The organism is Halanaerobaculum tunisiense, from assembly GCF_054657635.1.
Window position 1 is genome coordinate 52511 of the sequence record NZ_BAAHYI010000009.1, and the last position, 25220, is coordinate 77730.

General features: G+C 33.1%; 24 protein-coding genes and 2 riboswitches. Of the genes, 5 read left to right on the forward strand and 19 right to left on the reverse strand.

The genetic code is table 11. The features are described from left to right. Positions 1-36 precede the first annotated feature (36 nt). From ACYQ3D_RS08940 to ACYQ3D_RS08975, 8 genes are all read right to left on the reverse strand, one after another. A complete protein-coding gene (locus ACYQ3D_RS08940) occupies positions 37-735 on the reverse strand; it encodes a FadR/GntR family transcriptional regulator (protein ID WP_459837938.1) in 699 nt (232 codons plus the stop codon). Between the two features lie 115 nt (positions 736-850). Next, positions 851-1477, reverse strand: coding sequence for a TraR/DksA C4-type zinc finger protein (locus tag ACYQ3D_RS08945; protein ID WP_459837940.1), 627 nt, complete (start codon positions 1475-1477; stop codon positions 851-853). 13 nt (positions 1478-1490) lie between these two features. Further along, a complete protein-coding gene (locus ACYQ3D_RS08950; protein ID WP_459837942.1) occupies positions 1491-2018 on the reverse strand; it encodes a nitroreductase family protein in 528 nt (175 codons plus the stop codon). A gap of 273 nt (positions 2019-2291) precedes the next feature. Further along, positions 2292-3578 (reverse strand): MFS transporter, encoded by a 1287-nt coding sequence (locus ACYQ3D_RS08955; protein ID WP_459837944.1) that lies wholly within the window; start codon positions 3576-3578, stop codon positions 2292-2294. Between the two features lie 285 nt (positions 3579-3863). After that, a complete protein-coding gene (locus ACYQ3D_RS08960) occupies positions 3864-5234 on the reverse strand; it encodes an MFS transporter (protein ID WP_459837946.1) in 1371 nt (456 codons plus the stop codon). 129 nt (positions 5235-5363) lie between these two features. After that, positions 5364-7139, reverse strand: coding sequence for a glycoside hydrolase family 2 protein (locus ACYQ3D_RS08965; RefSeq protein ID WP_459837947.1), 1776 nt, complete (start codon positions 7137-7139; stop codon positions 5364-5366). Positions 7140-7718: 579 nt separating this feature from the next. Further along, on the reverse strand, positions 7719-8600 hold the full coding sequence (locus ACYQ3D_RS08970; protein ID WP_459837949.1) for an aldose epimerase family protein: 882 nt from the start codon (positions 8598-8600) through the stop codon (positions 7719-7721). Positions 8601-8842: 242 nt separating this feature from the next. After that, the gene (locus ACYQ3D_RS08975; protein ID WP_459837951.1) at positions 8843-9775 is read right to left on the reverse strand and encodes an ArsR/SmtB family transcription factor; all 933 of its coding nucleotides are present in this window, start codon (positions 9773-9775) and stop codon (positions 8843-8845) included. A 160-nt stretch (positions 9776-9935) separates the two neighbouring features. Continuing rightward, a riboswitch (SAM riboswitch) is annotated at positions 9936-10116 on the forward strand. A 42-nt stretch (positions 10117-10158) separates the two neighbouring features. Between ACYQ3D_RS08975 and ACYQ3D_RS08980 the strand changes: the two genes are divergently transcribed. From ACYQ3D_RS08980 to ACYQ3D_RS08990, 3 genes are all read left to right on the forward strand, one after another. Further along, positions 10159-10851 (forward strand): hypothetical protein, encoded by a 693-nt coding sequence (locus ACYQ3D_RS08980; RefSeq protein ID WP_459837953.1) that lies wholly within the window; start codon positions 10159-10161, stop codon positions 10849-10851. Between the two features lie 153 nt (positions 10852-11004). Continuing rightward, entirely contained in the window at positions 11005-13413 is a 2409-nt protein-coding gene (locus ACYQ3D_RS08985; protein WP_459837954.1) for a homocysteine S-methyltransferase family protein, read from the forward strand. 85 nt (positions 13414-13498) lie between these two features. Then, the gene (locus ACYQ3D_RS08990) at positions 13499-14359 is read left to right on the forward strand and encodes a methylenetetrahydrofolate reductase (protein ID WP_459837956.1); all 861 of its coding nucleotides are present in this window, start codon (positions 13499-13501) and stop codon (positions 14357-14359) included. A gap of 97 nt (positions 14360-14456) precedes the next feature. On the opposite strand, the gene thiE is transcribed toward ACYQ3D_RS08990, so the two are convergent. Genes thiE through thiS form a run of 5 tightly spaced genes read right to left on the reverse strand, consistent with a single transcriptional unit; the run spans position 14457 to position 17776 of the window. Then, a complete protein-coding gene (gene thiE / locus ACYQ3D_RS08995; protein ID WP_459837957.1) occupies positions 14457-15071 on the reverse strand; it encodes a thiamine phosphate synthase in 615 nt (204 codons plus the stop codon). Position 15072: 1 nt separating this feature from the next. Continuing rightward, positions 15073-15684, reverse strand: a complete 612-nt coding sequence (thiF, locus tag ACYQ3D_RS09000; protein WP_459838029.1) for a sulfur carrier protein ThiS adenylyltransferase ThiF — start codon at positions 15682-15684, stop codon at positions 15073-15075. A 14-nt stretch (positions 15685-15698) separates the two neighbouring features. Further along, positions 15699-16799 (reverse strand): 2-iminoacetate synthase ThiH, encoded by a 1101-nt coding sequence (gene thiH, locus ACYQ3D_RS09005; RefSeq protein ID WP_459837959.1) that lies wholly within the window; start codon positions 16797-16799, stop codon positions 15699-15701. 1 nt (position 16800) lies between these two features. Beyond that, the gene (locus ACYQ3D_RS09010) at positions 16801-17571 is read right to left on the reverse strand and encodes a thiazole synthase (RefSeq protein WP_459837961.1); all 771 of its coding nucleotides are present in this window, start codon (positions 17569-17571) and stop codon (positions 16801-16803) included. 1 nt (position 17572) lies between these two features. Next, a complete protein-coding gene (gene thiS, locus ACYQ3D_RS09015; protein WP_459837963.1) occupies positions 17573-17776 on the reverse strand; it encodes a sulfur carrier protein ThiS in 204 nt (67 codons plus the stop codon). Between the two features lie 108 nt (positions 17777-17884). Then, positions 17885-17985: riboswitch (TPP riboswitch) on the reverse strand. 125 nt (positions 17986-18110) lie between these two features. On the opposite strand from thiS, the gene ACYQ3D_RS09020 reads away from it, so the two are divergent. Next, the gene (locus ACYQ3D_RS09020; RefSeq protein ID WP_459837965.1) at positions 18111-18878 is read left to right on the forward strand and encodes a DUF1385 domain-containing protein; all 768 of its coding nucleotides are present in this window, start codon (positions 18111-18113) and stop codon (positions 18876-18878) included. 13 nt (positions 18879-18891) lie between these two features. Then, positions 18892-19455 (forward strand): 5' nucleotidase, NT5C type, encoded by a 564-nt coding sequence (locus ACYQ3D_RS09025; protein ID WP_459837966.1) that lies wholly within the window; start codon positions 18892-18894, stop codon positions 19453-19455. A 68-nt stretch (positions 19456-19523) separates the two neighbouring features. Here ACYQ3D_RS09025 and ACYQ3D_RS09030 read toward each other — a convergent pair whose 3' ends face one another. From ACYQ3D_RS09030 to ACYQ3D_RS09055, 6 genes are all read right to left on the reverse strand, one after another. Next, complete coding sequence (locus ACYQ3D_RS09030; RefSeq protein WP_459837967.1) at positions 19524-19808, reverse strand: hypothetical protein; 285 nt, start codon at positions 19806-19808, stop codon at positions 19524-19526. Between the two features lie 24 nt (positions 19809-19832). Beyond that, entirely contained in the window at positions 19833-20846 is a 1014-nt protein-coding gene (gene splB, locus ACYQ3D_RS09035) for a spore photoproduct lyase (RefSeq protein WP_459837969.1), read from the reverse strand. A 24-nt stretch (positions 20847-20870) separates the two neighbouring features. Then, positions 20871-21857 (reverse strand): asparaginase, encoded by a 987-nt coding sequence (locus ACYQ3D_RS09040; protein ID WP_459837970.1) that lies wholly within the window; start codon positions 21855-21857, stop codon positions 20871-20873. A gap of 147 nt (positions 21858-22004) precedes the next feature. Continuing rightward, positions 22005-23009, reverse strand: a complete 1005-nt coding sequence (locus ACYQ3D_RS09045) for a M42 family metallopeptidase (protein WP_459837972.1) — start codon at positions 23007-23009, stop codon at positions 22005-22007. Beyond that, a complete protein-coding gene (locus ACYQ3D_RS09050; RefSeq protein WP_459837974.1) occupies positions 22993-24030 on the reverse strand; it encodes a M42 family metallopeptidase in 1038 nt (345 codons plus the stop codon). The genes ACYQ3D_RS09045 and ACYQ3D_RS09050 overlap by 17 nt, the downstream gene beginning before the upstream one ends. Beyond that, on the reverse strand, positions 24021-25073 hold the full coding sequence (locus tag ACYQ3D_RS09055; protein WP_459837975.1) for a M42 family metallopeptidase: 1053 nt from the start codon (positions 25071-25073) through the stop codon (positions 24021-24023). Before ACYQ3D_RS09055 ends, ACYQ3D_RS09050 begins: the two co-directional genes overlap by 10 nt. Positions 25074-25220: the final 147 nt, after the last annotated feature.

Here is a 25220-nt window from a genome sequence, read left to right on the forward strand (position 1 = left end):
ATTTGCTTATAAAATAATTATTTTCTCTGTAATTAATTATAAATCTAATAAAGATTCTGCCCAATCTAAATGTTCTTCCATTACCTTTTGAGCTAACTTCTCATCTCTTTGAACTATTGCCTCATAAATTTTCGTATGTTGTCTGATACATTTGTTACTTTTATCTTCATCTCTTGATATTTTTTTCATAATATTAACAAAATATACTCCCATTACTCCAGAAATAGAATTTAAAAATTTACATACTAAATTATTTCCTGTTGCTTTAGATAATGTATAATGAAATTTACGATCAGCTTGGCGACTAATTTTTTCATTTTCTCTATTTTTCTTCATTAACTCTATATACTTTTCTAACTCAATCAAATCACTATCACTTGCTCTATAAACAGCATACTTTACTCCCCTTATCTCAATTATTTTTCTTAACTCAACTAGCTCTTGTTCCATACTATCTTCTAACATAAAAAGTAAAGATAAAGGTTTCAAAAAATTATCTCCCGTATCTTCTTTAATAAAAGTACCTTCCCCATGCCTACTTTCAATTAAACCAAGCATTTCTAAAGCACTAAAAGCTTCTCTTAAAGATGCTCTACTTACATTTAAAGATTTAGTTAATTTTCTTTCAGAAGGAAGCTTATCTCCCTTTTTAAGCTTACCTTGATAAATCATATCTCTAATTTGATCAATAATTTTTTCGTATATTTTTTTCTCTTTCACAGGATTAAATTTCATTTCAACCACCTCTTAGCTTATAATTCTATTTACTAAAAGTTTCTCCTTTAAAAATTCTATAATCCTATAATATAGATGCCTTTTCTGATGAAAATCATCAGAAAAGGCAATTAAATTAATTATCTAACCTGTCTTCATAAATCCGTTGTTCTTCTTTTTCAGCAGCATCAATATAGCTATCTAAATTATTCTTCGCTCCTGGTACATCAGAAGGAGTATTAGATGTACCTACAGAAGCTAAAGCCTGCCAGGTATCTTCACCATCAAAGGCAATATTTTCAGTTGCATCTGTTAATCTGAACTGACCTCCAGTATCAAAGTAATCATTTACTGTACCTTCTTCTATTGGTCGATCACTAATCTCTTCTTGTTCCTCAATCTGACTTTTACATTCTATACAAACTGTACTGTACGGGATAGCATCCAATCGTTGAGAATTGATTTCTTCTCCACAATAATCACATAAACCATACTGCCCAGTCTCTATTTCTTCTAAAGCATCATCAATCATTGCCAATATAACTTGCGCATTATCTTTTAAACCTAGATCCTTTTCTCTTTCAAAAGTAGCATTACTTGTATCTGCAGGATGATTATCATATTTAGAAAGCTCACCAGTAGAATAGCGTTGATCGTTGGTTAATCCTTCGTAGCCCTTCTCAGCAAAATTAGCTAACTGATTTAAAATTCTCTTTCGCTCCTGTAACAGTTTCTGGCGGTAATGGTCTACATTATACCCCATTATATATCACTTCCTAGTTAATAAATGTTGTTACATCATCTAAAGAACGACGTGAAGTAGCATCAGTTACTCTTTCTTGTGGATAACCTATAGTAACTAATGCCACAGGCCAAAGTTGTTGCTTAATCCCTAAGATGTCTTTTACTCTATTATCGTCAAAAGCACCTACCCAACAACTTCCTAAATCATATTCTTCAGCCGTTAACAAAATATTTTCAATTGCTGCAGCAGTATCCTGAATCACATACAGACCAGAACCTCTATCTCCATATTTATTTGCTGAAACAGCAGGTCGAGCACAGACTGTAATTACAACTGGTGCATCAGCCATCCACTCTTGATCATTAGTAGCTGCAACTAATTCTTGAATTTTTTCTTTGTTTTTGACTACATAAAACTCCCAAGGCTGCAAATTGCCTGCACTAGGAGCAAAATGAGCTGATTCAAGTAACTCTTGAATTATTTCATCTGATATCATTTGCTGGGAATAGTCTCGAATACTAACTCGATCGCGAATAGTTGAGACAATATCTTTAGCCATTTATCTTTCCCTCCTTAAACAATAGCTTATTCTAATTTTTAATTTATCCGCAAAATAAACTATTATACAAGCAATTAAAAGCAAATATAAAATAAATTTCATAATGGAGATGGACTTATGCCTATCATTATCGGATATTAACTTACTAAAATCTTCTTTTCGGATATATAAGATTTTTTCTAATTCAATGTGGTTAACAATACCTTATCAAAGAGAGGCTTTTTTCTATTTTTTTGAGTGAAACTATCTATACTTTTTTACGCTATCTAAATATTAATTAAATTCGTTGTTAAATCGTGGATCTATTACCTTAAAAGTTAAAAATAATATACCACAGATAATCATCACAAAGGAAATTCCAAAAACTACTTTATAGTTTACTATATCTGCTAGCAAGCCTCCTCCTAGAGAGATAATGGCTACCACTAATCCTACTACTGTATTAGTCAGACCTACATAAATAGTTCTCTCCTCAGGAGTAGCACAAAAATCAGCTATGATAGTTAAAGAGGAAACGCTAATTCCTCCTAAAGCTATACCAGTCAGAATAAAAACTAGATAAAATGAAAACAGTTGGTTAGCGAAAAAAGCTAGCAAGACTCCTAGAGCGTTAAAGACACTAGCAAATAAAATAACTAACTTATGTCCATACTTATCACCTAGATAACCCCAGGCTATATTAGTTAAGCTCTTACTTAAGATTAACAAGACAGTAAATATAGCAACTGTTTTATTGGCTGCTCCAGAGTCAAGATTTAATCTTTCTATCCCAGCTACTGTAAATAATCCATTAGCCATACCAATAAATTGGATTAGTATTGCTCCAAATAAGAAATTACGGTAGTTAATATTTTTCCTGAGAATAGAAAGCAATCGAGACTTATACTCTTTAAAGCTATCTATTTGATTCTCCACTGGGTAACTAGGTTCTTTAACAAATACTAAAGCTAGATAAGAAATCATCATTGCTATAAAGGTAGCTCCAAATAAAATAGAAAATCCTAGTTGGAAATTAAATTGTTTTATTATATAACCTGCTCCTAGGGCACCTAAAACTTCTAATAAACTACTAAAAAAGGTACGATAGCCAAAGAAACGCCCTCTTCTTTCCTGGGGGATTACTTTAGCTACTAAATCAAACCACGGCGGGCCAACTAACCCGGCAAAGAGATTATGGATTAACCATAAAAGAAAGAATCCTAACAATAGCCAAAGCTCATATTCTTTACCTAACAGAAAGGTTAAGATAGCTAATAAGAGCCAGGGAATTCGTTGTAAAGCTCCTAATATCAAAACTGATTTTTTCTTTTTGTTTAACTTTGCTGTCCATTTAGCAGATAATAGTTGAGGAACAGTAGTCCCAAACATTAAAATAGCTGTAATTAGACTGATCAAAAACTTAGACTCAGTTAACTGGCGCACAAATAATGGTAAGATAGTATTAACTGAAATAATCCCTAAGCCTAACGTATAAAAAGCCCCATCTAATACATTAACTATAAAATTGAATCTATAGTTTGCTTCTATCTTTTTCTTTACTTCTTCTTTGTCACTAGCCATATTCTTTACTCCTTATTTTTCTATGCTAGTAATTATATTTATAAACTTATTAAAAATTTATACGTCTTTTTGACAAATATTAAAGTGGAAGATGACAACTCCTCATTAATTGGACAACATGCTAAAAATAGAGATCTGCCCTATTTAACTATGTGCTATAGTCCAGGTTATGGAGATCTAGCTTTAAATATTCAACTACAGCTATTAAAATTCTTAAATGGAATTGTTAGTACTTAAAACTATGTGGGATATCCCCATAGTTTTAAGTACTATAACCATTATGCATTAAATACTTTTTTCTTTAGACTTTCTTTTTTCTAATATTTCTAAGTTTTTTCTGAAGTCCTCTTCAGTATATTCATATGTTGATAATATAATAAATCTTAATAATGAACCTACTGCTGGCAATATAGATATAGCTACAAATAATCCTAGTAATGTTTCAGATGTCTGAGCTGTATCAGGAACATAACCTATTATAGAAAGGATTATTCCTGTAGAACCACCTGCTAATGCTACAGATAATTTTCCTATAAAAGTTTGACCACAAAATACAATTGCCTCACATCTATTTCCTGTCTTAACTTCAGAATATTCTATAGTCTCTGCTAACATAGCAGATATTATTGGTGCTGTTGCTGCATATAAGAATTGTGTTATAGCCACCATTATCATTATAAAGATTGTGCTCTCATATCCTACACTAAAAAATACTACTCTTAGAACTATATCAAATATTAATATTGCTGATAATACACTTTTTTTGCTATATTTTTCAGTTAAAGGCGGGATTAAGAAAAAGCCTAATGCACTACCAGTCCCTATAATTCCAAATATACTCATAAGATTTGGATTGCCCATATTATATATAAAGAAATAATTTATAATATTTTGGACTATATTCATAAATATATTTAGGCCAAATATTGATAAAATCTTAAACATATACTTATTACTCTTTAAAGTTTCAAATACATCTTTAAGTGTTATCTTTCTTGATTCTTTTGTTGGTTCTACTCTTTCAGTTATATGCTTATAACCATATAACATAAATAAGTAAGCTAATAGCATTATGGTTACTACTGCATATAAATATCCTCTATATGAATTTCCTTGACCTAATGTATCTACTAAAGGAGGTAATATTACACTTGCCATACCCATTCCTGCAAAAACACCTAAATTTGCACCTGTAACTAATCTAGTCCTTTCTTCAGATTTTTTCGTCATCACTGCAGATAATGACCAAAATGGTATATCTGACATAGTATATAGTGTCCCCCATAAAATATATGATAATCCAGCATATATAATTTTACCTAGCTGTGATATATCAGGAGATATAAAACACAATATGGTTGAAATTAATATAAGTATAGGTACATATTTTAGATACCCTTTAAATTTCCCCTCTTTAGTTCTTCTAGTATCCATAAAGCTAGCTACCATAGGATCGTTTACTGCATCCCATGCTCTAGCTACAAAAAATATAGTACTTCCAGCTAAGGCAGATATTCCTAATATATCAGTATAAAAATACATTAGAAAAGTACTAACTAACCCAAAACTGAGACATTGACCGAAACCATAAGAAAAATATGCAAAATATTCCTTTTTACTTAATGGAGTATCTTCTTTTACTACTTGACTCTCCATAAAAATATTCCTCCTATCTAATTTCTTGTTATGTTCAATTATACAAAAATCGGAACTTTCTTTTTAAAATTTCTAAAAAGGATATCTACAATGGATTCAAAACTATAAAGCTAAATTTTCATATCTATTTTACTCAAATGTAAAACCTAAATTATGTTTATATTCTAAAATTTCTCTTATTTTATTCGGATCAAATTTATATTCATGATTATGATCTAGCAATCCATTTACTTCTTGTTCTACATCTGATAATTGTGTGTAACAAAATCCACAAACATAGTTTATATCCATAACAACTTCTGTTAATTTTTTTATTTTATTTATTACTTGCTTGTTGTCTTTTAATCTATCTCCATACCCCCAATTTTGTTCATCATTATCTATACTTGTTTGATAAGCAACTCCACCATACTCACTTATTATTATTGGGTTATCGTTATATGAATAACCTTCACTATAACATCTTCTAACACTTGTCTTGGCTGGTGATCCATCCACTACTCTTTCCATGTTTTTATATCTTTCTTTCATAATTTCTTCATCAGAGTTATAATCATGTATAGTTAATATATCAGTTATAGTATGTTCCCAACCATCATTTCCAACTACTAACCGAGTATCATCTAATGATTTAGTTAAATGCACTAATGCATTTACAAAATTTTGCTGTTTTTCATTTGTAAATACTTCATTTATTCCCCATGATTCATTCAAAAGAGTATAAACTATTACAGATGGATTATTATAGTGCTTACTTACAAAAGAATATAATTCTTTAGTTACATTCTCATTACTTACATGACTATACTCAAATGAGCTCGGCATCTCTGCCCACATTACAAGCCCTATCACATCACATAAATACATAAATCTATTATCTTCTATCTTTTGATGCTTTCTAACTCCATTAAAGCCCATCTCCTTGATTTTCATCACATCATTTTTCAATTCTTCAGGTGTTGCTGTCATACCTCCATCTTTAAAATAACCTTGGTCTAATACTAACTTTTGATAAAACTCTCGATTATTTAAGTATATTTTTTTACCTATAGATTCTACTTTTCTCATCCCAAAATAACTATCTATCTCGTCAATTAATTCTTCATCTTTATATAGTTTAAATTTTATATCATAAAGATTAGGATTACTTGGACTCCAATAATGAAGTCTAAAGTGTGGGGCTTTAGAGCTTATATCTAATGTTAATTTAGCTCTCTTTGATTTAAAAGTTGTTGAAAATTTATTTACAATCTTATCATCAAAGTAGATTTCACCTACTAAAGTCACTTCTTCATCATCACTTATAAACACATCAAGATTCAATGATGAATTATCTATATCGGGGGTCATTTTTATATCTGTTAGATATACCTCTCCAACTTCTTCTATCCATACTGATTGCCAGATGCCAACAGTTCTTGTATACCAGCATAAGAAATTATCTTCTTTCCATGACTGTTTACCTATTGGTTGGTCACAAGAATTATTATCTTCTATTCTTATTATAATTTTATTATTACCTTTTTTTACATAATTAGTGATATCAACATTAAATGGAGTATGTCCTCCTATATGTGTTTTTACATGTTTCTCATTTATCCATATATCACATTTATAATCTACAGCTCCAAAATTCAAGATATATCTCTTATCTCTTTTATAATCTAATTCTATATCTCTTTTATACCACACTATATTACAATCCTTATTTTTATTTATTCCTGATTTTTTAGTGTGATAGCTATACGGAACTTTTATTTTCATATCATAAAATTCATCATTTAAAAACTTTCCTTTTAATAATCCCTCATCTTTTTCATCAAAGGAAAATTCCCATTCTCCATTTAAGTCCATCCAATTTTCTCTTACAAATTGAGGTCTTGGATACTTAAGTTTTTCAAACATAATAAATACACTCACTCTCCTTTACTTTTTTATTATTTGGCTTTCACCACTTAATTAATCTACTAAATAAAGTTAACAAAATAAGATAGCCCCCACCAATATCTTAAAAATAGATATAGTGGGGGCTTATCATTTATTATAGACTTATAACCACTTATTTCTTATACTTATAATTATAAATATATTTAATTTTTAGTATCATGATATAGCTGTTATCTGCTTATATTTCTCATGTTAGTAAAGATTTAAATTTTTATTAATATAAATTTAAATCTTTCTAAAAATAATTGAAATAAAAATTAAAATCTACTTAATAAATAAGAAAACAACTCTCCTTTGCTATTAATGAATTATAATATTGATTATATATACTTAATATCCATTTAAAATAGCTTTGAATAATCTTTGTTTAATATTTATTATTTTCTTTAGTATTATTATAAATAAATTATATTAACTTGTCAAGAAAACTTTCCCAATACTTTACTAATACCTTAATATTGCTATAACCACTTATTTCTCATATCCTTAACTAACTTCTAAAAAACACTTTATGATTAATACTCGAATTAACTTATTTTAATCAATATAGAACTTATATTTTGTTTTTGCTCTATATTTATTTTCCTCATCATATACTTTATTAGGAAAACTATTTGTGTTTATAGCATTTGGATAGTCTTGTGTTTCTAAACAAAGGGCCAACCTTTTTTTAGCTTCCACTCCAGTATTTAATTCACCTTCATCTTGAAGGTAGTTCCCTGAATAAAAGACAACAGCAGGCTGATCAGTTGAAATACTTAAAGCTCTACCAGATTTTTCATCCTTAAGCATTATACCTTCTTTTCCTTCGTCTAGTACAAAAGGATGATCATAGCCCCCTGTAAATTCCAGTTGGTCATAATCTGCTTCTATATCTTTACCCACTGGTTTTAATTTTCTAAAATCAAAGGGGGTATTTACTACTTCTCTTAGTTCCCCAGTAGGAATTGAATTTTCATCTAGACAAATAAATTTGTTAGATTTAAGCTTTAATTTATGATCTAATATATCTCTTTTAGTAGCTCCTGACAAATTAAAATAGGTATGGTTAGTTAAATTAATAATAGTTTCTCTATCAGGTTTACCGCTATATTCTATAATTAATTTATTATTCTGTAATAAATATCTTACTTTAAATTCTACCTTTCCAGGAAAACCTTCTTCTAAATGAGGACTAAAATAAGTTAGTTCTATTCCACTTTCTAATTCTGTTACCTCCCAGATTCTTTTATCTAAACCAATTAATCCACCATGGAGATTATTCTGACCATCATTTTGAGCTAATTTATATACTTTTTCATTTAAAGTAAATTCTGCATTGGCTATTCTTCCTGCATGTCTACCTATTATAGCTCCAAAATAAGGTGACTTTTCTTCATAAGCAGTTATATTATCAAAACCTAAAACTACATTTTCCATTTTGCCTTCCTTATCGGGAGTATAAATTCCTGTTATAATCCCCCCCCATAATTAAGTATATCCACTTCTATCTTTTTATTTATTAATTTGTATTTAAATACTTCTCTTCCATTTTTTAATTTCCCAAATCTTTCTTTATTAATTTTCATTAAATCACCACCTCAACTAAGTTTAGTAAATATTAAAATAAAAAATATTATTAGATCATAAATAAAATCTATAATCTAGTAAAGAATTAATAATTAATCCTTATAAGCATAATGCAAACGCATTATAATATCTTGTTCATAATTACCAAATTTACTCCCAAAAAGATTGATTCCACCAACGTTTCTAGCATCTTCTTTAACTCCTATTTTGAAATTAATAAATTTGTTTTCTTGAATATCTAAGTCTGATATTTTCTTCTTTGATATTTGTTTGCCATCAATATATGTACCTGTATCATCTATTGTCCACACTTTTAATAAACCATATTGAGTTAATCCTGCATTCCACCAATTAGGATTTAGTTTGCCCCGTTTTTCACCAAAGTCACCAGGACAAGTCCAAGTTCCTACCTCAATGCCATTAATCCAAATTGTAATATCAGAAGGCCATTCTTTATTAAAACCAGGAGCTTCAGAACAGATCTCCATGCTTAATTCTAATTTCTTAGTAGTAGAATTAGCAGGTAAATTATTAGGAAACTTATATTTTATATATCCTTGTTCAAACCATAGTAATTGAGCATTACTATGTTCTGGTTCAAAAAAAGACCTTTCATCATCAAGGATACCTACATATCCCTCTTTAGTAGCTATTCCACAAGAAGGTTTAATATCAAAGTCCTTATAATTACCAATTGGCATTGATACTTTGACAAGATTAGCATTAAAATTAACATTCGAGTCTAAAAATCTAATCAAAATACTATCATAAGTGCGTGAACATAACTTTTGTGATCCATGACTACCTGGTTTATAATGAGCTTTAATTAATCCAGCTTCTTCTAATTTTTTTATATTAACAGTAACTGAAGATGGTGGCATATCTAACTTATTAGAAATTTCATTTAAGTTCATTTCATGGCTGTTTAAAAGTTCTAAAATGTTTATTCTTGATTCTGAACTAAGAGCCTTCATAACTTTTATAGTTTCTTCTTTATTTTCTATTTCTAGTATTTTTCCTTGCATGCTAATAACTCCTTTCCAATTTTAATTCTCATATTTTTATTTTAATATATATTAAAATAAATTACAAATAAAAATTGCATTAAGTATCTGAAAAAAATTTTATTTTGACAAATTTTAAATTTGATGTTATACTTGTGGATAATAATTAAATAAAATTTATTCCTTATTCAGAGAGGTGGAGGGACTGGCCCGATGAAGCCCGGCAACCAGTAGTAAATTTTAGTTTGAGCTTAAGATTAAGTTTGAGCCAGAAGTATTATTGCTTAAACTCAGCCTTAAACTTAAACTTTAAAATACTACAGTGGTGCCAACTCCTGCAGGGTAATTCTGAGAGATAAGGGAAGATGATAACTCCTCTTCTCTCAGCAGAAGAGGTTTTTTTAATGGAGGGGTTAATTATTAGCCAAAAGATAACAGTTAAAATTCCTACAGAAGATGTAAAACAAGAGTTAGGTTACCAAGAACAGACTGAATCAAGTCCCAAAATAGAAAGTATGATTGTTAATACTATAGATTATGCTAGGCCTTTATTAGAACCTAGAGGAAAGTATATCATCTTAGAAAAAATAGAGATTAACCAAGCTAAAGTCAATCTGGCGCAAGGAAAACTTACTTTTCAAAGCCAGGATATAGCTGACTTATTAGCTAACCAAGAAGCAGTTGCTCTCTTAGCAGTAACTATTGGCGATAAAATAGAAAAGAAAGTAGAACAACTCTTTGCTCAGGGCCAACTTACTAAAGCAACTACTTTAGATGCCATTGGTTCAGTGGCAGTAGAAGAGGCAGCTAATCAATTAACTCATAAGATTAAACAAGAGGCTCTAGCTAGAGACCTGCCCTATTTAACTATGAGGTATAGCCCAGGCTACGGAGATTCCACTTTGGATATCCAGCCCCAACTACTTAATTTATTAGCCGGGGCAAATTTAGGGATTACTACTAACCAAAGTTTTTTATTACAACCCCAAAAATCAATCACAGCCTTGATTGGTTTAGGAGTAGAAGAAACTGAGCAGGCAGGTTGTGATTTTGATTGTAGGAATTGTGAATTGGAAAGTTGTATTTATAATAATTGATAATTGAAAATGGAGAATTGATAATTGATAATTAAACTAATAACATCAAATTTATAAATATATTTACAACCAAAATTTTATAAAAAATGGTTTTTAACTCTCAATTATCAATTGTCAATTCTGAATTTTAATAACGAAAGGAGTATATAGTAGATGAGTAGTCTAGTAGATAAATTAGAAGAACAGATTTTAGTATTAGATGGTGCCTTAGGTACCGAACTACAACAGAAAGAACTTCAGGTAGGCGATTGCCCTGAAGAACTTAATTTAATCAACCCGGAAGTACTACAAGAGATCCATCAGAGTTATCTCCAAGCAGGTAGCGATCTAATCCAGACTAATACTTTTGGGGCCAATAGATTTAAGTTAGCTGAGTATGGATTAGCAGACCAAATTAAGGCGATTAATCGCCAAGGAGTTAAGTTGGCCCAAGAAGTAGCTAGTGAAGCCTTTATTTCAGCCTCTATTGGGCCAACTGGTAAATTACTAGAACCAATTGGGGAACTATCCTTTCAAGAAGCTTATGATGCTTTCGCCCACCAAGCCCAGATTCTAGCAGAAGCTGGAGCTGATCTGATTAATATTGAAACAATGACTGACCTACAGGAAGCAAGAGCAGCTGTGATTGCTGTTAAGGAGACCACCTCCCTTCCTGTTATTGTGAACTTAACTTATGAAGAAGAGCTAAAGACAATGACAGGCACAGACCCTGAGACAGCAGTTACTGTTTTTACAGCGCTAGGAGCAGATATAATAGGGGTTAACTGTAGTTTAGGTCCTGCTAAGTTAGTTGATATTATAGAAGCTATGGGCCAACATACCGATCTTCCTCTGTGTGTTCAGCCTAATGCTGGCTTACCAATCTTAGATGAAAATAATGAAACTGTATTCCCTATGTCAGCTGCGGAAATGGCCGATTATATTTCTGACTTTATAGCGGCTGGAGCAAATATAATTGGTGGTTGTTGTGGTTCTACTCCGGAGTACATAAAATTAGTTAAAGAGCAAGTAACAGAAGTTAAACCTAAAAAAAGGACGACTTCTACAGAAGCTAAATTAGCTAGCCGGAGTAAGACGGTAACTATTAGTGATAATCTACCGACGCGGATTATTGGCGAACGGATTAATCCTACTAGTCGCGATGAATTATCCACTCAATTAGCTAAGCAAAATATGGAGCTTGTGGCCCAAGAAGCTACTCAACAACTAAAAGCTGGAGCGGATATCTTAGATGTTAATGTTGGGGTACCTGAAATTGATCAAGCGCAGGCAATGAAGTTGGCCCTGGGAACAGTCCATAATGTAGCTGATATACCTGTCTCTATTGATACAACTGATCAAGAAGTCTTAAAAGCAGGACTCCAACAAGTTGTTGGGAAACCACTAATCAATTCCGTAACTGGTGAACAAGATAGTTTGGATAAAATCTTACCTTTAGCTAAAAAGTATGGAGCAGCAGTTTTAGGATTGACTTTAGATGAAGATGGGATCCCCTCCACTGCTGAAGGACGGTTAGAGATCGCTCAAAAAATTGTTCAGCAAGCTCAAGAAATTGGGATCAGGCGAAAAGACATCTGGATTGATACTTTAGCTTTAGCAGCTAGTGCTGAACAGGATAAAGTCCAAGAAACAATCCGGGCTATTCGGTTGATTAAAGAGAAGTTAGGAGTAGCTACAGTATTAGGAGTGAGTAATATTTCCTATGGTCTACCAGCTAGAGAACAAGTCAATACCACCTATTTAGCTATGGCTATTCAAGCTGGATTAAATGCTCCTATTATGGATCCTACTAGTCAAGCTATGCAGGCTACTTTAAAAGCTAGTGACTTATTAGTAAATCGTGATCCTGCCGGAGATAGATATTTAAGTGCCTATACTAATCAACCAACAGATACAACTAAAGATCCAGCCCAGGAAAATGATCCAGAAGATAGTGATCTAGTAACTCAGATCCACCAGTCTGTATTAGAAGGGGCTAAAGATAATATAAATAAGCAACTAGAACTAGCTTTAGAGAACTGCTCTGCTTTAGAAATTGTTAATCAGGCTTTGATCCCCGGAATTAAAGAAGTAGGTAATAAATATGACGCAGGAACTTATTTCTTACCTCAGTTAATGATGGCAGCCGAAACAATGCAGCAGGCATTTTCTAAGCTAAAACCCCTGTTGGCTGAAGCAGATCAACAAAAAAATTTAGGTACTATCCTCTTAGCTACCGTTAAGGGAGATATTCATGATATTGGGAAGAATATTGTTAAGATTATGCTCCAAAATAACGGTTTTGAGGTCATTGATTTAGGAAAAGATGTTCCTACAGAGGAAATAATCAATCAGGCTAGTAAACCAGAAGTGGATGTCGTTGGTTTGAGTGCTTTAATGACTACTACTATGCCCCGTATGGAAGAAATCACAACTAAACTTAAAGAAGTAGCTCCCCAGACTAAAGTTTTATTAGGCGGAGCAGTTGTTACAGAAGATTATACTACTAATATAGAGGCTGATGGCTATGCTGCTAATGCAGTAGAAGCAGTTAAACAAGCGACCAAACTAATTGAGAATTGATAATTTACAGTTAAAACATTTTAAAAATGTTAATCTTGATTTCAACTATCAATTATAAACTAACATTGCGAAGGGAGAATTGAGTATGTTATTAAAAAATAAATTAACTAATAAAGATTTTATTATTACAGCAGAACTTACTCCACCTAAGGGAACAGATTGTAAGACAATGTTCCAAGTAGCCCAGGATTTAAAAGGAAAAGTTGATGCAGTTAATGTAACTGATTCACCAATGGCTAAAATGAAGATGAGCTCTATTATGGCCGGCCACTTTATTCAAGAAGAAACTGGATTAGAGGTTATTCCTCATGTTACTTGTCGGGATAAAAATATTATAGCTTTACAAGGAGAATTGCTAGGAGCTTCTAAACTAGGAATTAATAATATCTTAGCTATTACAGGCGATGATCCTACTCAAGGAGATCATCCCCAAGCTAGCCCAGTTTTTGATACCAATTCAATAGGAGTCATTGATACAGTCCAGAAATTAAATCAAGGGGCTGATACTAATGATAATCAATTAACAGGTGTTACTGATTTGACAGTAGCTACAGCTGGAAACCTAGGTGCTGATGATTTAGATGAAGAGATTGAGAGATTAGAAACTAAAGTCGCCGCTGGAGCTGATTTTATTCAAACTCAACCAGCATATGACTTTGAATTGCTAGAAGAGTTTCTAACTAAGACTAATCATTTAGAGGTACCAATCTTAATTGGGGTCTTACCACTAACCAGCTATAAGATGGCTCAGTACTTAGATGGTAATGTACCAGGAGTTGAAATCCCTTCTTCAGTATTAGAACAAATGAAGGGGCAAGGAGTTAAAAAAGGAGTTGAAATCTCTAATCAGTTTTTACAAGAAGCTTATGATTTAATTGAGGGGATTCATATTATGTCAGCTAATCGGTCTGATATTCTCTTAGATATATTAACTGAAATTACTTAAATAAGTCAGTGTAAGTGTGAGAATCAGTGTGAGTAGAATTCAAATAATTTGTTGAATTTGACTTCACTCACACTCACACTGATCAATGATTTTAATATTATATTCTTTCTCTAATACTTCTAATTTTTTCTTTTATATCTTTGGCACCTACAATTTCTGTTACCATAGAAATGTAGTTGGCCCCTATATCCTTTACCAGATCTACATTATGTTCTTTAATTCCTCCAATTGCTACACAAGGAAGATCAATATTTTTTACTACATACTCTAAATACTCTAAACCAACTGGGTCACAAACATCTCCTTTGGTATCTGTCTCAAAGATAGGGCCAACTCCTATATAATCTGCTTCCATCTCTTGGGCAGCTTGAGCTTGCTCAGGACAATGAGTAGATAGACCAATAATCTTGTCTGGCCCTAACAGATTTCTTACTTCTTTAACTGGTAGATCCTCTTGACCAATATGGACTCCGTCAGCTTCAACTGCTAAAGCTAAATCTACATCGTCATTAATAATTAGACTAGCTCCTGCTTGAGTAGTTAGTTCACGTAACTTTTTACACTCTTGATATTTATAAAGCATCTTCTTCTCTTTTTCTCGATACTGAATGATCTCTATTCCAGCCTCTAACATTTCCTTTACTACCTCGATATTGCTTCTGCCTAACGAATACTTTTCAGCAGTAATACAGTATAAATCAGTATTCAACATTTTACTTTCCCTCCAATACATAATTTAATATAATATCAGCCTGTTTAGCAGCAGCAATATTAACTTTAGGAGACATAGGTGGAACTTCTTCACTTACTTCAGTTTCTAAATCACCTACTAAATAGAAATTCTCTTTAACCCTTTTAGTTTTTATGTCATCTCCCTCTCCCCAGCCAGCTAAACCAGCAGCTGACACGAGCAGTTTATTAGAGTTCATAAATTTTTCTGCTAATAATTTCTTACTTGTTACTTGATCAAATGCTTCAACTACTATGTCACAAGAAGTAAATAGTTGGGCTGTATTCTGAGAAGTTACCTTTGTATCTTTAATCTCTAAATTCAAGTCAGAGTTGATCTGTAATAGATTCTTTTTGAGTGCTGCTACCTTCTTTTCTCCTACTTGATCTCTAAAATAAAACTGACGATTTAGGTTAGAATATTCAATAATATCAAAATCAACAATCACAAAATTCTTAAAGCCAGAGCGAACTAGATTAAAGGCACAATTAGATCCTAAACCTCCTGCCCCACCAATACCAATAGTTACCCCTTGAATTTCATCTAATTGCTCTGTGGTTAATGATTGTTGTAAAGATTCTTCAAACTGATTTATTTTTTTATCCTCCATTAAATCCGTTGCCAATCTTTAAAGACAGGTTGATATCCTTTTTGTGTTAACATATTTTTTATTTGGCTTACTTTTCTATTATCAGAGGTAGCAAATTGTTTTGTCTCTGTCTCTTGCGTATAGCCACCTACTGCTGTAGATGATTCAGCTGATAGTTTAGTAACTCCTAAAGGCAATAGATCATTTCTCAGTTGAGCACTTTCTCGAGTTGAAATATTAATTCCTACTCGTGGTAAAAATAATCTATAAGCTAACATAATCTGAACTAAGCTCTGGTTATCAACAATTGAATTAGGTTGGTAATTACCTAGATGGGGTTGTAATCTAGGAACAGATAGACTGATTTTAGCTTCTAAATAATTGTTCTGCAAATATTGAGCATGTAATCCAGCAAAAAAAGCTTCTTGGCGCCAATCAGAAAGTCCTAATAAAGCACCAATGTTTACTTTTCTCATTCCAGCTTGACAACCTCTCTCAGGAGCATTTAGCCTAAACTGATAATTCTTTTTTGGTCCTGTAATATGTACTTGATCATATATCTCTTCATTATACACTTCTTGATAAATGGTTAAACCATCCACTCCTGCAGCAATTAATTCTTCATATTCTTCAACTTTTAAGGGATAGATTTCTATTGCTAAAGAAGGAAAATAATCTTTAAGTACCTCAATAACTTCTTTCAAATAAGAAATAGGAGCATGTTGTCTTGATTCACCAGTTAAGATCAGTAAATTTTTCATGCCCTTCTTAACAAGAAGTTTTGCCTCCTTAGCTACTTGATCTAAGTCTAATTTACTACGTTTGAAATCGTTAGTAACACTAAAACTACAATAAGCACATTGATTGACACAATGATCTGCCACATAAAGTGGAGCATATAGGGTCATAGTTTTACCAAAGTGTTGTACCGTTAATTGATGGGCCAACTGAGCCATCTCTTCTAAATAATCACTAGCCGCTGGAGCTAATAAGGTTAAAAAATCTTTTTTGTTTAAATTATCTTTTTCTAGAGTTTCTTCTACATCTGCTGCTGTTACTTGATTGAAAAAACTGGTAAAAGAGAAGTCTTTAAATTGAGTATAGGTATTATAAAAAGTCATATTACTCACCTAAAAATCCTGTTAGTGGTGAAGAAGCTGAAGCCTCATCCTTAACTCTTCCTGTTCCAGCTAAATAAGCATGTCTTCCTGCTTGAACAGCTTGATTAAAAGCTTTACCCATAGCTACTGGATCATTAGCAGTAGCAATAGCAGTATTTACAAGTACAGCATCAGCTCCCATTTCCATAGCTTCTGCAGCTTGTGATGGCTTTCCAATACCTGCATCAACGACAATTGGTAAGTCAATTTCATCAATTAAAATCCTAACTAGTTCTTTAGTTTTAAGACCTCGATTAGAACCAATAGGAGCTCCTAAAGGCATTACTGCTGCTGCTCCTGCTTCTTTTAGTTTTTTAGCTACCATAAGATCAGGACTTACATAAGGCAGTACCACAAAACCTTCTTCGGCTAATATTTCTGTAGCTTTAATTGTTTCTTGGTTATCTGGAAGCAGATATTTATTATCAGATATTACTTCTATTTTGATCCAATTTCCACACCCAGCAGCTCTAGCAAGCTTAGCAATTCTAACTGCTTCTTGAGCAGTCCTGGCTCCAGATGTATTAGGCAATAAAATGCAATCATCTGGAATATAGTTAATTACATTCTCCTCTGGTGTATCGAAATTAACTCTTCTTAAAGCCATAGTGATCACTTGTGATCCAGCAGCTTCAATTGTTTCTGGAATTAAATTTTGGTCAGCAAATTTACCAGTTCCAGTAAATAACCTATTCTCTAACTTCTTATCACCTATAATTAGCTTATCAGACATATTAACATCCTCCTCCTACAAACCTTAATACTTCTAATTGGTCTCCATCTTGTAAAGTAATGTTGGCCCATTCTTCTCGGGAAATTATTTCTTGATTATATTCTATTACTAGCTTATCCGGATCTAAATTTCTAGCAGTTAGAAAATCAATTAATGAAATTTCTGTTTCTAATGTTTCCTCTTCTCCATTTAAAGTTATTTTCATCTCTACCCTCCTTTCATTCAGGTGAATAATTATAAGATATATATTGTTGTTTAATTAAAAAAAGGGGGCTTCCCTATAAATGTAAGGAAGCCCCCAGAGGTACATAATTATCTTTATTACCAGCTTCCCTACGCTAGTATTACCTAGGTCAGGTTACAGGGTTGGAGTTAAACTCCTCTCAGCCATCTAAGGCACCCCTAGCTTAATTATTTGATTGTGCCTATATTATATCAATTTACCTAAATAATATCAAGAAATAAATTTATCTTACTAAATCATTGTTGACATCTAAGGATAAAAAGAATACACTATTTAATAGTTGGGGGTGAAATTTATGCGCATTGGAGGTCGAGCCTATAAAAATGGGGTAGCTTTATTTGGAGAACACTACTCTGTGAAAGCTTATTATCAAGAAGAAAGACTAGTCTATCAAGTAGGTAGTAATGCCTTAGCTGATAATAAATTGTATCAATTAGCCAAAAAGATTCCTATTTTAAGAGGGGTTTTTAGTCTTTTATTCTCGTTGTACTTTTTCTTTAAAGAAGCTGCTAGTCAGCCTAAACGTTTTTGGCCTATTTTGTTATTAATATCTGCTGATATTGCTTTAGAAACTTACTTTATTTTATATCCTGCTAGCAGTAATCAAGTGGTCAATAGCATCTTCTTTCTACCCTCAATCTTTTATTGGGGGTTATTAGTGGTCTTATTAATCACTTTACGCCATACAGTATTCCAGGAAGTCTTTAAATTCCATGGAGCAGAGCATAAAGCAGTTAATTACTATCAATCCGAGTTTAATAGTGATATAGCCTCTCATTCTCGTCTAGCTAGACGATGTGGAACTAATTTAATAGCCTTATATCTAATTTTAACCTTTGTTATAGAATATTTTGGATTAGGGTTTAACCTGTATGCTCAAACTCTATTATTATTAGGGGTAGCTTATGAATTATTATTATTTATCCCCGACAGATTATTATCAATTCCCTTTTTAGTCCAGCGATTCACTACTGTTGAACCCGATGCTAAACATTTACAAGCAGCCGAGGCAGCACTTAATCTATTGCTTACTAAAGAACAAGAGAGAGAATCAGCAGCTTAATTGGAGGGATATAATGGGACATGTACTTGGGTTTGATATTGATGCTGTTTTAACTGATGAAGGTAAAGGCAGTGCTAATATCTGGCACCAGCGGATCTGTAATTATTTCGATTTAGAAGAAAAAAAGAAACAAGTTTATGACTTTACAAAAGCTTATGATCTTCAGTTAGAAGAGATAGAGGAGTTTATGGAAACAGAAGGTGGAAAAATCTTCGGACAAGTAAGTCCTTATACTAAAGCTAAAGAGGTTTTAACTAACTTACAAAAACAAGGTAATCGGATTATTTTAATTACTGCTCGAGAAGAGAGATATAATGATGTAACTCGGCAGTGGTTAGCAGAACACGAAATCCCCTTTGATAAACTAATTCACAGTCAAGATAAAGCTGCTAGCTGTCAGCAAGAAGATGTAGAAGCATTTGTTGATGATAAGTTAAAGAATCTACTAGCTATTAAGGAATTAGAAATTCCTGTGTTTTTAATGGATATGGATCATAATCACCATTACGAAGGAGCAATTCCTCGAGTGCATACTTGGCAGGAAATAGAAAAGAAAATAGAGGAAATCTTAAAATAATATGTGTGGGTGTGAGGAATGAGTGTGAGTTTACAGTCACTCATTCCTCACACTCACTACTGACACTATTATAATTTATGATTTATATCTTCTAAATTATCCTTCATATCAATTAGTAATAAAATCAACTCACTGCTAGCATATAAGAATAAACTCTGGAATAGACCAAATAGAATAGGAAATAAAGTATTAAAAAAGGCGATAATTGGATTCGGATGAGTTTGTGGCCCCATGTTAGGATTCTGGATTATATTAACAAAAGTAACCAATAAAGTAAATAATAATGCGAAACCAGCTAGTACTTTAAAAGCAATCGAGATAATTCGTAGTGCTTTGTACTCATTAATTGTCATCAACCCCTTAAAAACTAATTATTTTTAAGTAAAGTACTCCACTTCTGCTTTGGGGAATAATTCATTTATTTTAGCAGTAATGAATTCTTTTAATTCTGTAGCCTGTTCTTCCGGATAAACATACTTCCCAAAACCTTTATGGTGATATTTATCTTTATTTAACTCTAATTGAGAATTAGGAAATCTCTTTTCAATTAAATTCTTAGAGCGGGTGCTAAAGCGATGCATAATCAATTCAAAAGTCAATCTTTCATCTTGAGGATTTACTAACTCCTGTTGGAGTTGGTTTAATAATTGAGAGTAATCCTCTTGCCAACCATCATAGATCATTAGTGGAGCTAAAATAAAGCCTAAAGGATAATTAGCTTCTTGAATCTTACCTGCTGCTTTAATTCTTTCCTCTAAATCAGCAGTCAAATGTTCAAAGGTATCTATTACATACTTACTATTAAGACTAAATCTAAATCTAGTATGACCATTATGCTCTAAATTTAAAACAGGTTCTACATTAGCAAATTTAGTAACTACTCTTAACCGCCCTTTGGGCTGCTTAGCAAAATAGTTAATAATTCTTTGCAGCGAACCTGTTAAGTGCTCAACAGCTACTGGATCAGAAGAACTACTAGCTTCAAAGGTAACAATCTCCCCGTGCCCCTTTCTAATATGCTTTTTAACAGCCTTTAAAATTTCATCTAGATTAACATAAACTCTCACATAGGAAGCTGTACCTAAATTCTTAGCCAAATAACAGTACTCACATTTAGCCGGACAACTAGTGCTAGTTACTAATCGATAGTCAGCAGATGGTTGACAAGATTTAAAATTAAGTGTCTTTTTAACCCCAACTACTAATGTTTCCTTATTCCAATTAAATAAAGCCGGAGGTTCCATATCTTCTTCAGCTCGGACTCTATTATGCGATTCTATATAATCTATAGGGATTTCCTGGTTGCTAAATTGCTTCTCTATCTTTTTACCTAGTGGATAATCTAAGGCATCATGTTCTATTAAGACTCGTTGTGGTTTAAATTGTTGCATTTGCTCTACCTCCTATTAAATTAATTACGTTTTCAGTTCTAAATTGATAAATTCTCTAATCTCTGGAATAGATTTGTCTTGACTTAATAATAACATTAATAGTAATCTAGCCTGGGCACTAGTTAAATTTTCACCAAAAATTAAATTTAAATCAGCAATTTCTACTTCCCCAGCCGAAGCTCCATAGAGATTGTAGACTCTACCTTCTCGAGCTCGAGAAGTGATTACTACTGGAACTCTTTTCTTTTTAGCTCGCTGGAGACCAGGAGTCACCTCGTAGGGTAAAGTGCCTACCCCAAAAGCTTCAATTACTAACCCTTGACAACCAGCATCTAAAGCTGCTTGGATTAAATTATCAGTGCTACCAACACCTAATTTGATAATCTCTACTTGGTTAGTTAAAGAGGAGGTTTTAACTGTTACTTGGGGTTTAAGTGAAGCAAAATAATGGACTCCACAGTGATCAATAGTTCCTAATGGCCCATGGTGTAAAGAAGAAATAGCCTCTAGTTTATTAGTATGGGTCTTAGCTACAAAACGAGCAGCATGAATTAAATTATTAAGCACAACTAAAACGCCTCGATTCTTACTATGAGGCTCTAGAATTGTTTGTAATGATTGAATCAGATTAGCAGTTGCATCCGAACTAGGTTGTTTAAAGCTACGTAATGCTCCTGTGAGAACTACTGGTTTAGGATGATTAATCATTAAATCAAGTAAATAAGCTGTTTCTTCTAAAGTATCTGTCCCATGAGTAATTATTACCCCACTGATATCATCTTGAGCTAAAGAATTTTCTACTAATTGAGATAACTCCAGAATTGATTCGGGCTGTAACTGGGAACTATCCAGATTAGTATACTGGATTAATTCCAGTTGGGCCATACTTTCTAGTTGAGGAATCTGTTGTAACAAATCTGCACCTGATAATTGGGGTACCATCTGGTGAGTTGTTTCATCTGGGCCCATGGCAATAGTACCACCAGTAGTAATAATCTTAATTTTTTTCATCTTAGCCTCTCCTTTATAAGAGTTCTTACTAATAAATTATGCAGGCAGGTTCTTTATAATTCTAATTAGACTAGATAATTATTATTTTTTAGTACTAATAGAAGAGATATAAATAAAAAAAGGCCGCCTTATGGCGGCAAATAAAATTTATAATATTTGTTTATAACTACTAGTTAGTAGCTGATTTAATAATTTAACTCCATTTTCTAGATCAGATATATCAATTATCTCTGATGGAGAATGGACATAACGGGCGGGAATAGAAATTGCTCCTGCTAAAACACCATCTTTAGTTAATTGCATACTTCCTGCATCTGTACCGCCAGCCTGGAGTACCTCTAGCTGGTAAGGTATCTCGTTAGCTTGGGCCAACTCGACTAATAAATCTTTAACTTGCGGATTAGCTAGTACACTCCGGTCTTTTACTTTTATAGCTGGCCCGTCTCCTAAGGACATAGGTCTGCATTTAGCTTCTGGAGTATCACCTGTTAAAGTTAGGTCCACTGCTATACCTAGATCAGGATCAATTCCATAAGCTGAGACTTGTGAGCCTCGGGTACCAACTTCTTCTTGGGTAGTAAAGACAAAGTAGGTATCATAAGTTGGCTGATTTAATCTTTGTAGACTATCTATTAGTACTGCACAACCTGCTCGATCATCTAAGGACTTAGCTGTTATTCTATCTCCTAGATTGTTCAGCTGGCGATAATAACAGGCTGTATCTCCTAAACTGATCTTTTCTGCTGCTTCCTGGTGACTGCTTGCTCCAATATCAATATACATTTTAGCTGGCTGTAATTTATTTATTTCCTCTACTTCTTCTTCTTTGTCTATAACTCCAACTGTCTGGCCGTTAAATAAAACTCGCTCCCCTAATAGAGTATAAGTAGGTACTCCACCTACTGGAGAAAAACGAATAAATCCATCTTCATCAATATGAGTAGCAATCACTCCTATTTCATCCATATGGGCTGCCAGCATGACTTTATGATCTGAACTTCTTCCTTTCTTAAGAGCAATTAAATTCCCCATAGTATCCACTTTAATCTGGTCTACATGATCCTTTATTTTTGCTTTAATAACTTCTCTAATCTCTGCTTCAGCACCAGCTGGCCCATAAGTTTCTACCAGTTTTTTAATTAATTTTTTCATCACTAATTCCTCCTTTAGCAACTTTACGACAGAATGATGTTACTAACTTGGTTGTAGCTTGGTAATCAGCTAGATTGATTAGGGAAACAGGAGAATGGATATAACGACAAGGTACAGAAACAACTGCAGTAGGAATTCCTTCTTTAGTTAACTGAATTGTTCCTGCGTCATTACCAGCACTAGTAGATTTACGGAATTGGTAATTAATATCTTGCTCCTGAGCAGTTTTAAGCAGTGTCTGCACAATTGTTTGATCAGGGATTACTCTACTATCGCGGATAGTTAAGGCTGGCCCTTGGCCCAAGCTTGTAGAATATTGAGCTTCCTTACTATCTGGCACATCAGAAGCTGTTGTTGCTTCTAATACTAAAGCTAAATCAGGGTTGATATTATAAGCAGCAATATTAGCTCCTCTAGCCCCTACCTCCTCTTGAGTAGTAAAGACAGCATATAAAGAAATATCTGTCTGAGCTTGTAATAACTTTATTAAACTAGCACACCCTACTCGATCATCAAAGGCTTTCCCTTTAGCAGTCTGGCTTCCTAGCTGATCAAACTGTGTATTAAAGGTAGCCATAGTTCCTAACTCAATTAACTTCTTACTTTCTTCTTCACTAGCAGTGCCAATATCTATATATAAGTTACTATAATCCAGTGGCTTTCTTCTTTCTTCAGGCTCCTGAAGATGGATTGCTTTAGCTCCAATAACCCCAGGAATTTTATCCGGGCCAACTGTTACTTGTTTAGAGACTAGGACTCGTTTATCAAGTCCCCCAATTGGTTTAAACTTAAGCAGCCCATCACTTGTAATATCACTAATCATTAACCCAATCTCATCCATATGAGCAGCCAACATAGCTGTAGGTTGGCTATCATCTCCTGCTTGATAAGCAATCAGATTACCTAAACTATCAGTCTTGATCTCATCTACATAATCTATTATCTCTGCTTTAATTATCTCTCTTACTTCCTCTTCGCGACCGGAAACTCCAATAGCTTCTGTTAACTTCTCTAACAGCATGTTAATTCCTCCTCTAGCTCGCCATCTATCTCAGCAATAAAGTGGGCCAATAATCTACCGGCTCGTTTGATATCTTGGAGCTCTAAAGTCTCCACTGAGGTATGCATATACCGTAATGGAATCGAAATTAAAGCAGTAGGAACTCCAGATCTAGTAATTTGAATAGCATAAGCATCAGTTCCAGAAGGAGTATTAGAAGGATCTACTTGATAAGGTAATTCTAATTTATCAGCAATACTCTCTAACTTATTAAATAATTTAGGATGGACATGAGGCCCAAATCCTATTGCTGGCCCCTCGCCTAATTCAGAAGCATCTTCGTCATCAACACCAGGCATAGTTCCGTGACAAACATCAATTGCTACTCCAATATCCGGTACTATTCCATAAGTGCTAGTAGTAGCTCCTCTAACCCCTACTTCTTCTTGGACGGTAGCCACAGGATATAAATCAACTTGCTGGCGTAACTTCTGTAATTCCTGTAAGGTATGTAAAATAACTAAGATACCAGCACGATCGTCAAGGGCTTTACCTGTTACTCTATCCTGTTCTAAATCCTGAAAATCTCTAGCTAAAGAGATAATATCCCCTATTTCAACCTCATCTACCACTTTATCAGCTGGTAAACCTAAGTCAATATACATATCCTCAGACTGATAAGCCTTTTTTCTTTCTTCTTTAGTCTGTACATGAGGAGGTTTGGCCCCGATAATACCCTTAAAGTTTTTCTGACTACTATGAACTACCACTTCTTGGCCTACTAGTGTTCTATAATCCACCCCTCCTACTGTAGTAAACCTTAAAAAACCTTCTTCTATATCTGTAACCATCAATCCGATTTCATCGATATGAGCTGCTAGCATAACCTGGAGACTATCCTTACTTTCTCCAGCTTGATAACCAATTAGATTACCTAAGGTATCATATTTAATCTGGTCTACATAATTACTAAAGAGTTGTCCTACTTGGTGGGCTAAGTCTGCTTCATAACCTGACACACCTACTGTTTCTGATAACTCTTTTAATTGCTGTTTGGTTTCCACTATAAATCCCCCTCTCTTTACTATCTTCTCTTAATTTAAAAGTAAATACTAATGACAACAATAAAAATATAATTATCATCCTTTACCAATTCAGCCTTCTCTTTAGGTATATTTCTTATTGTCATAGATTAATCCTGTACTAAACTA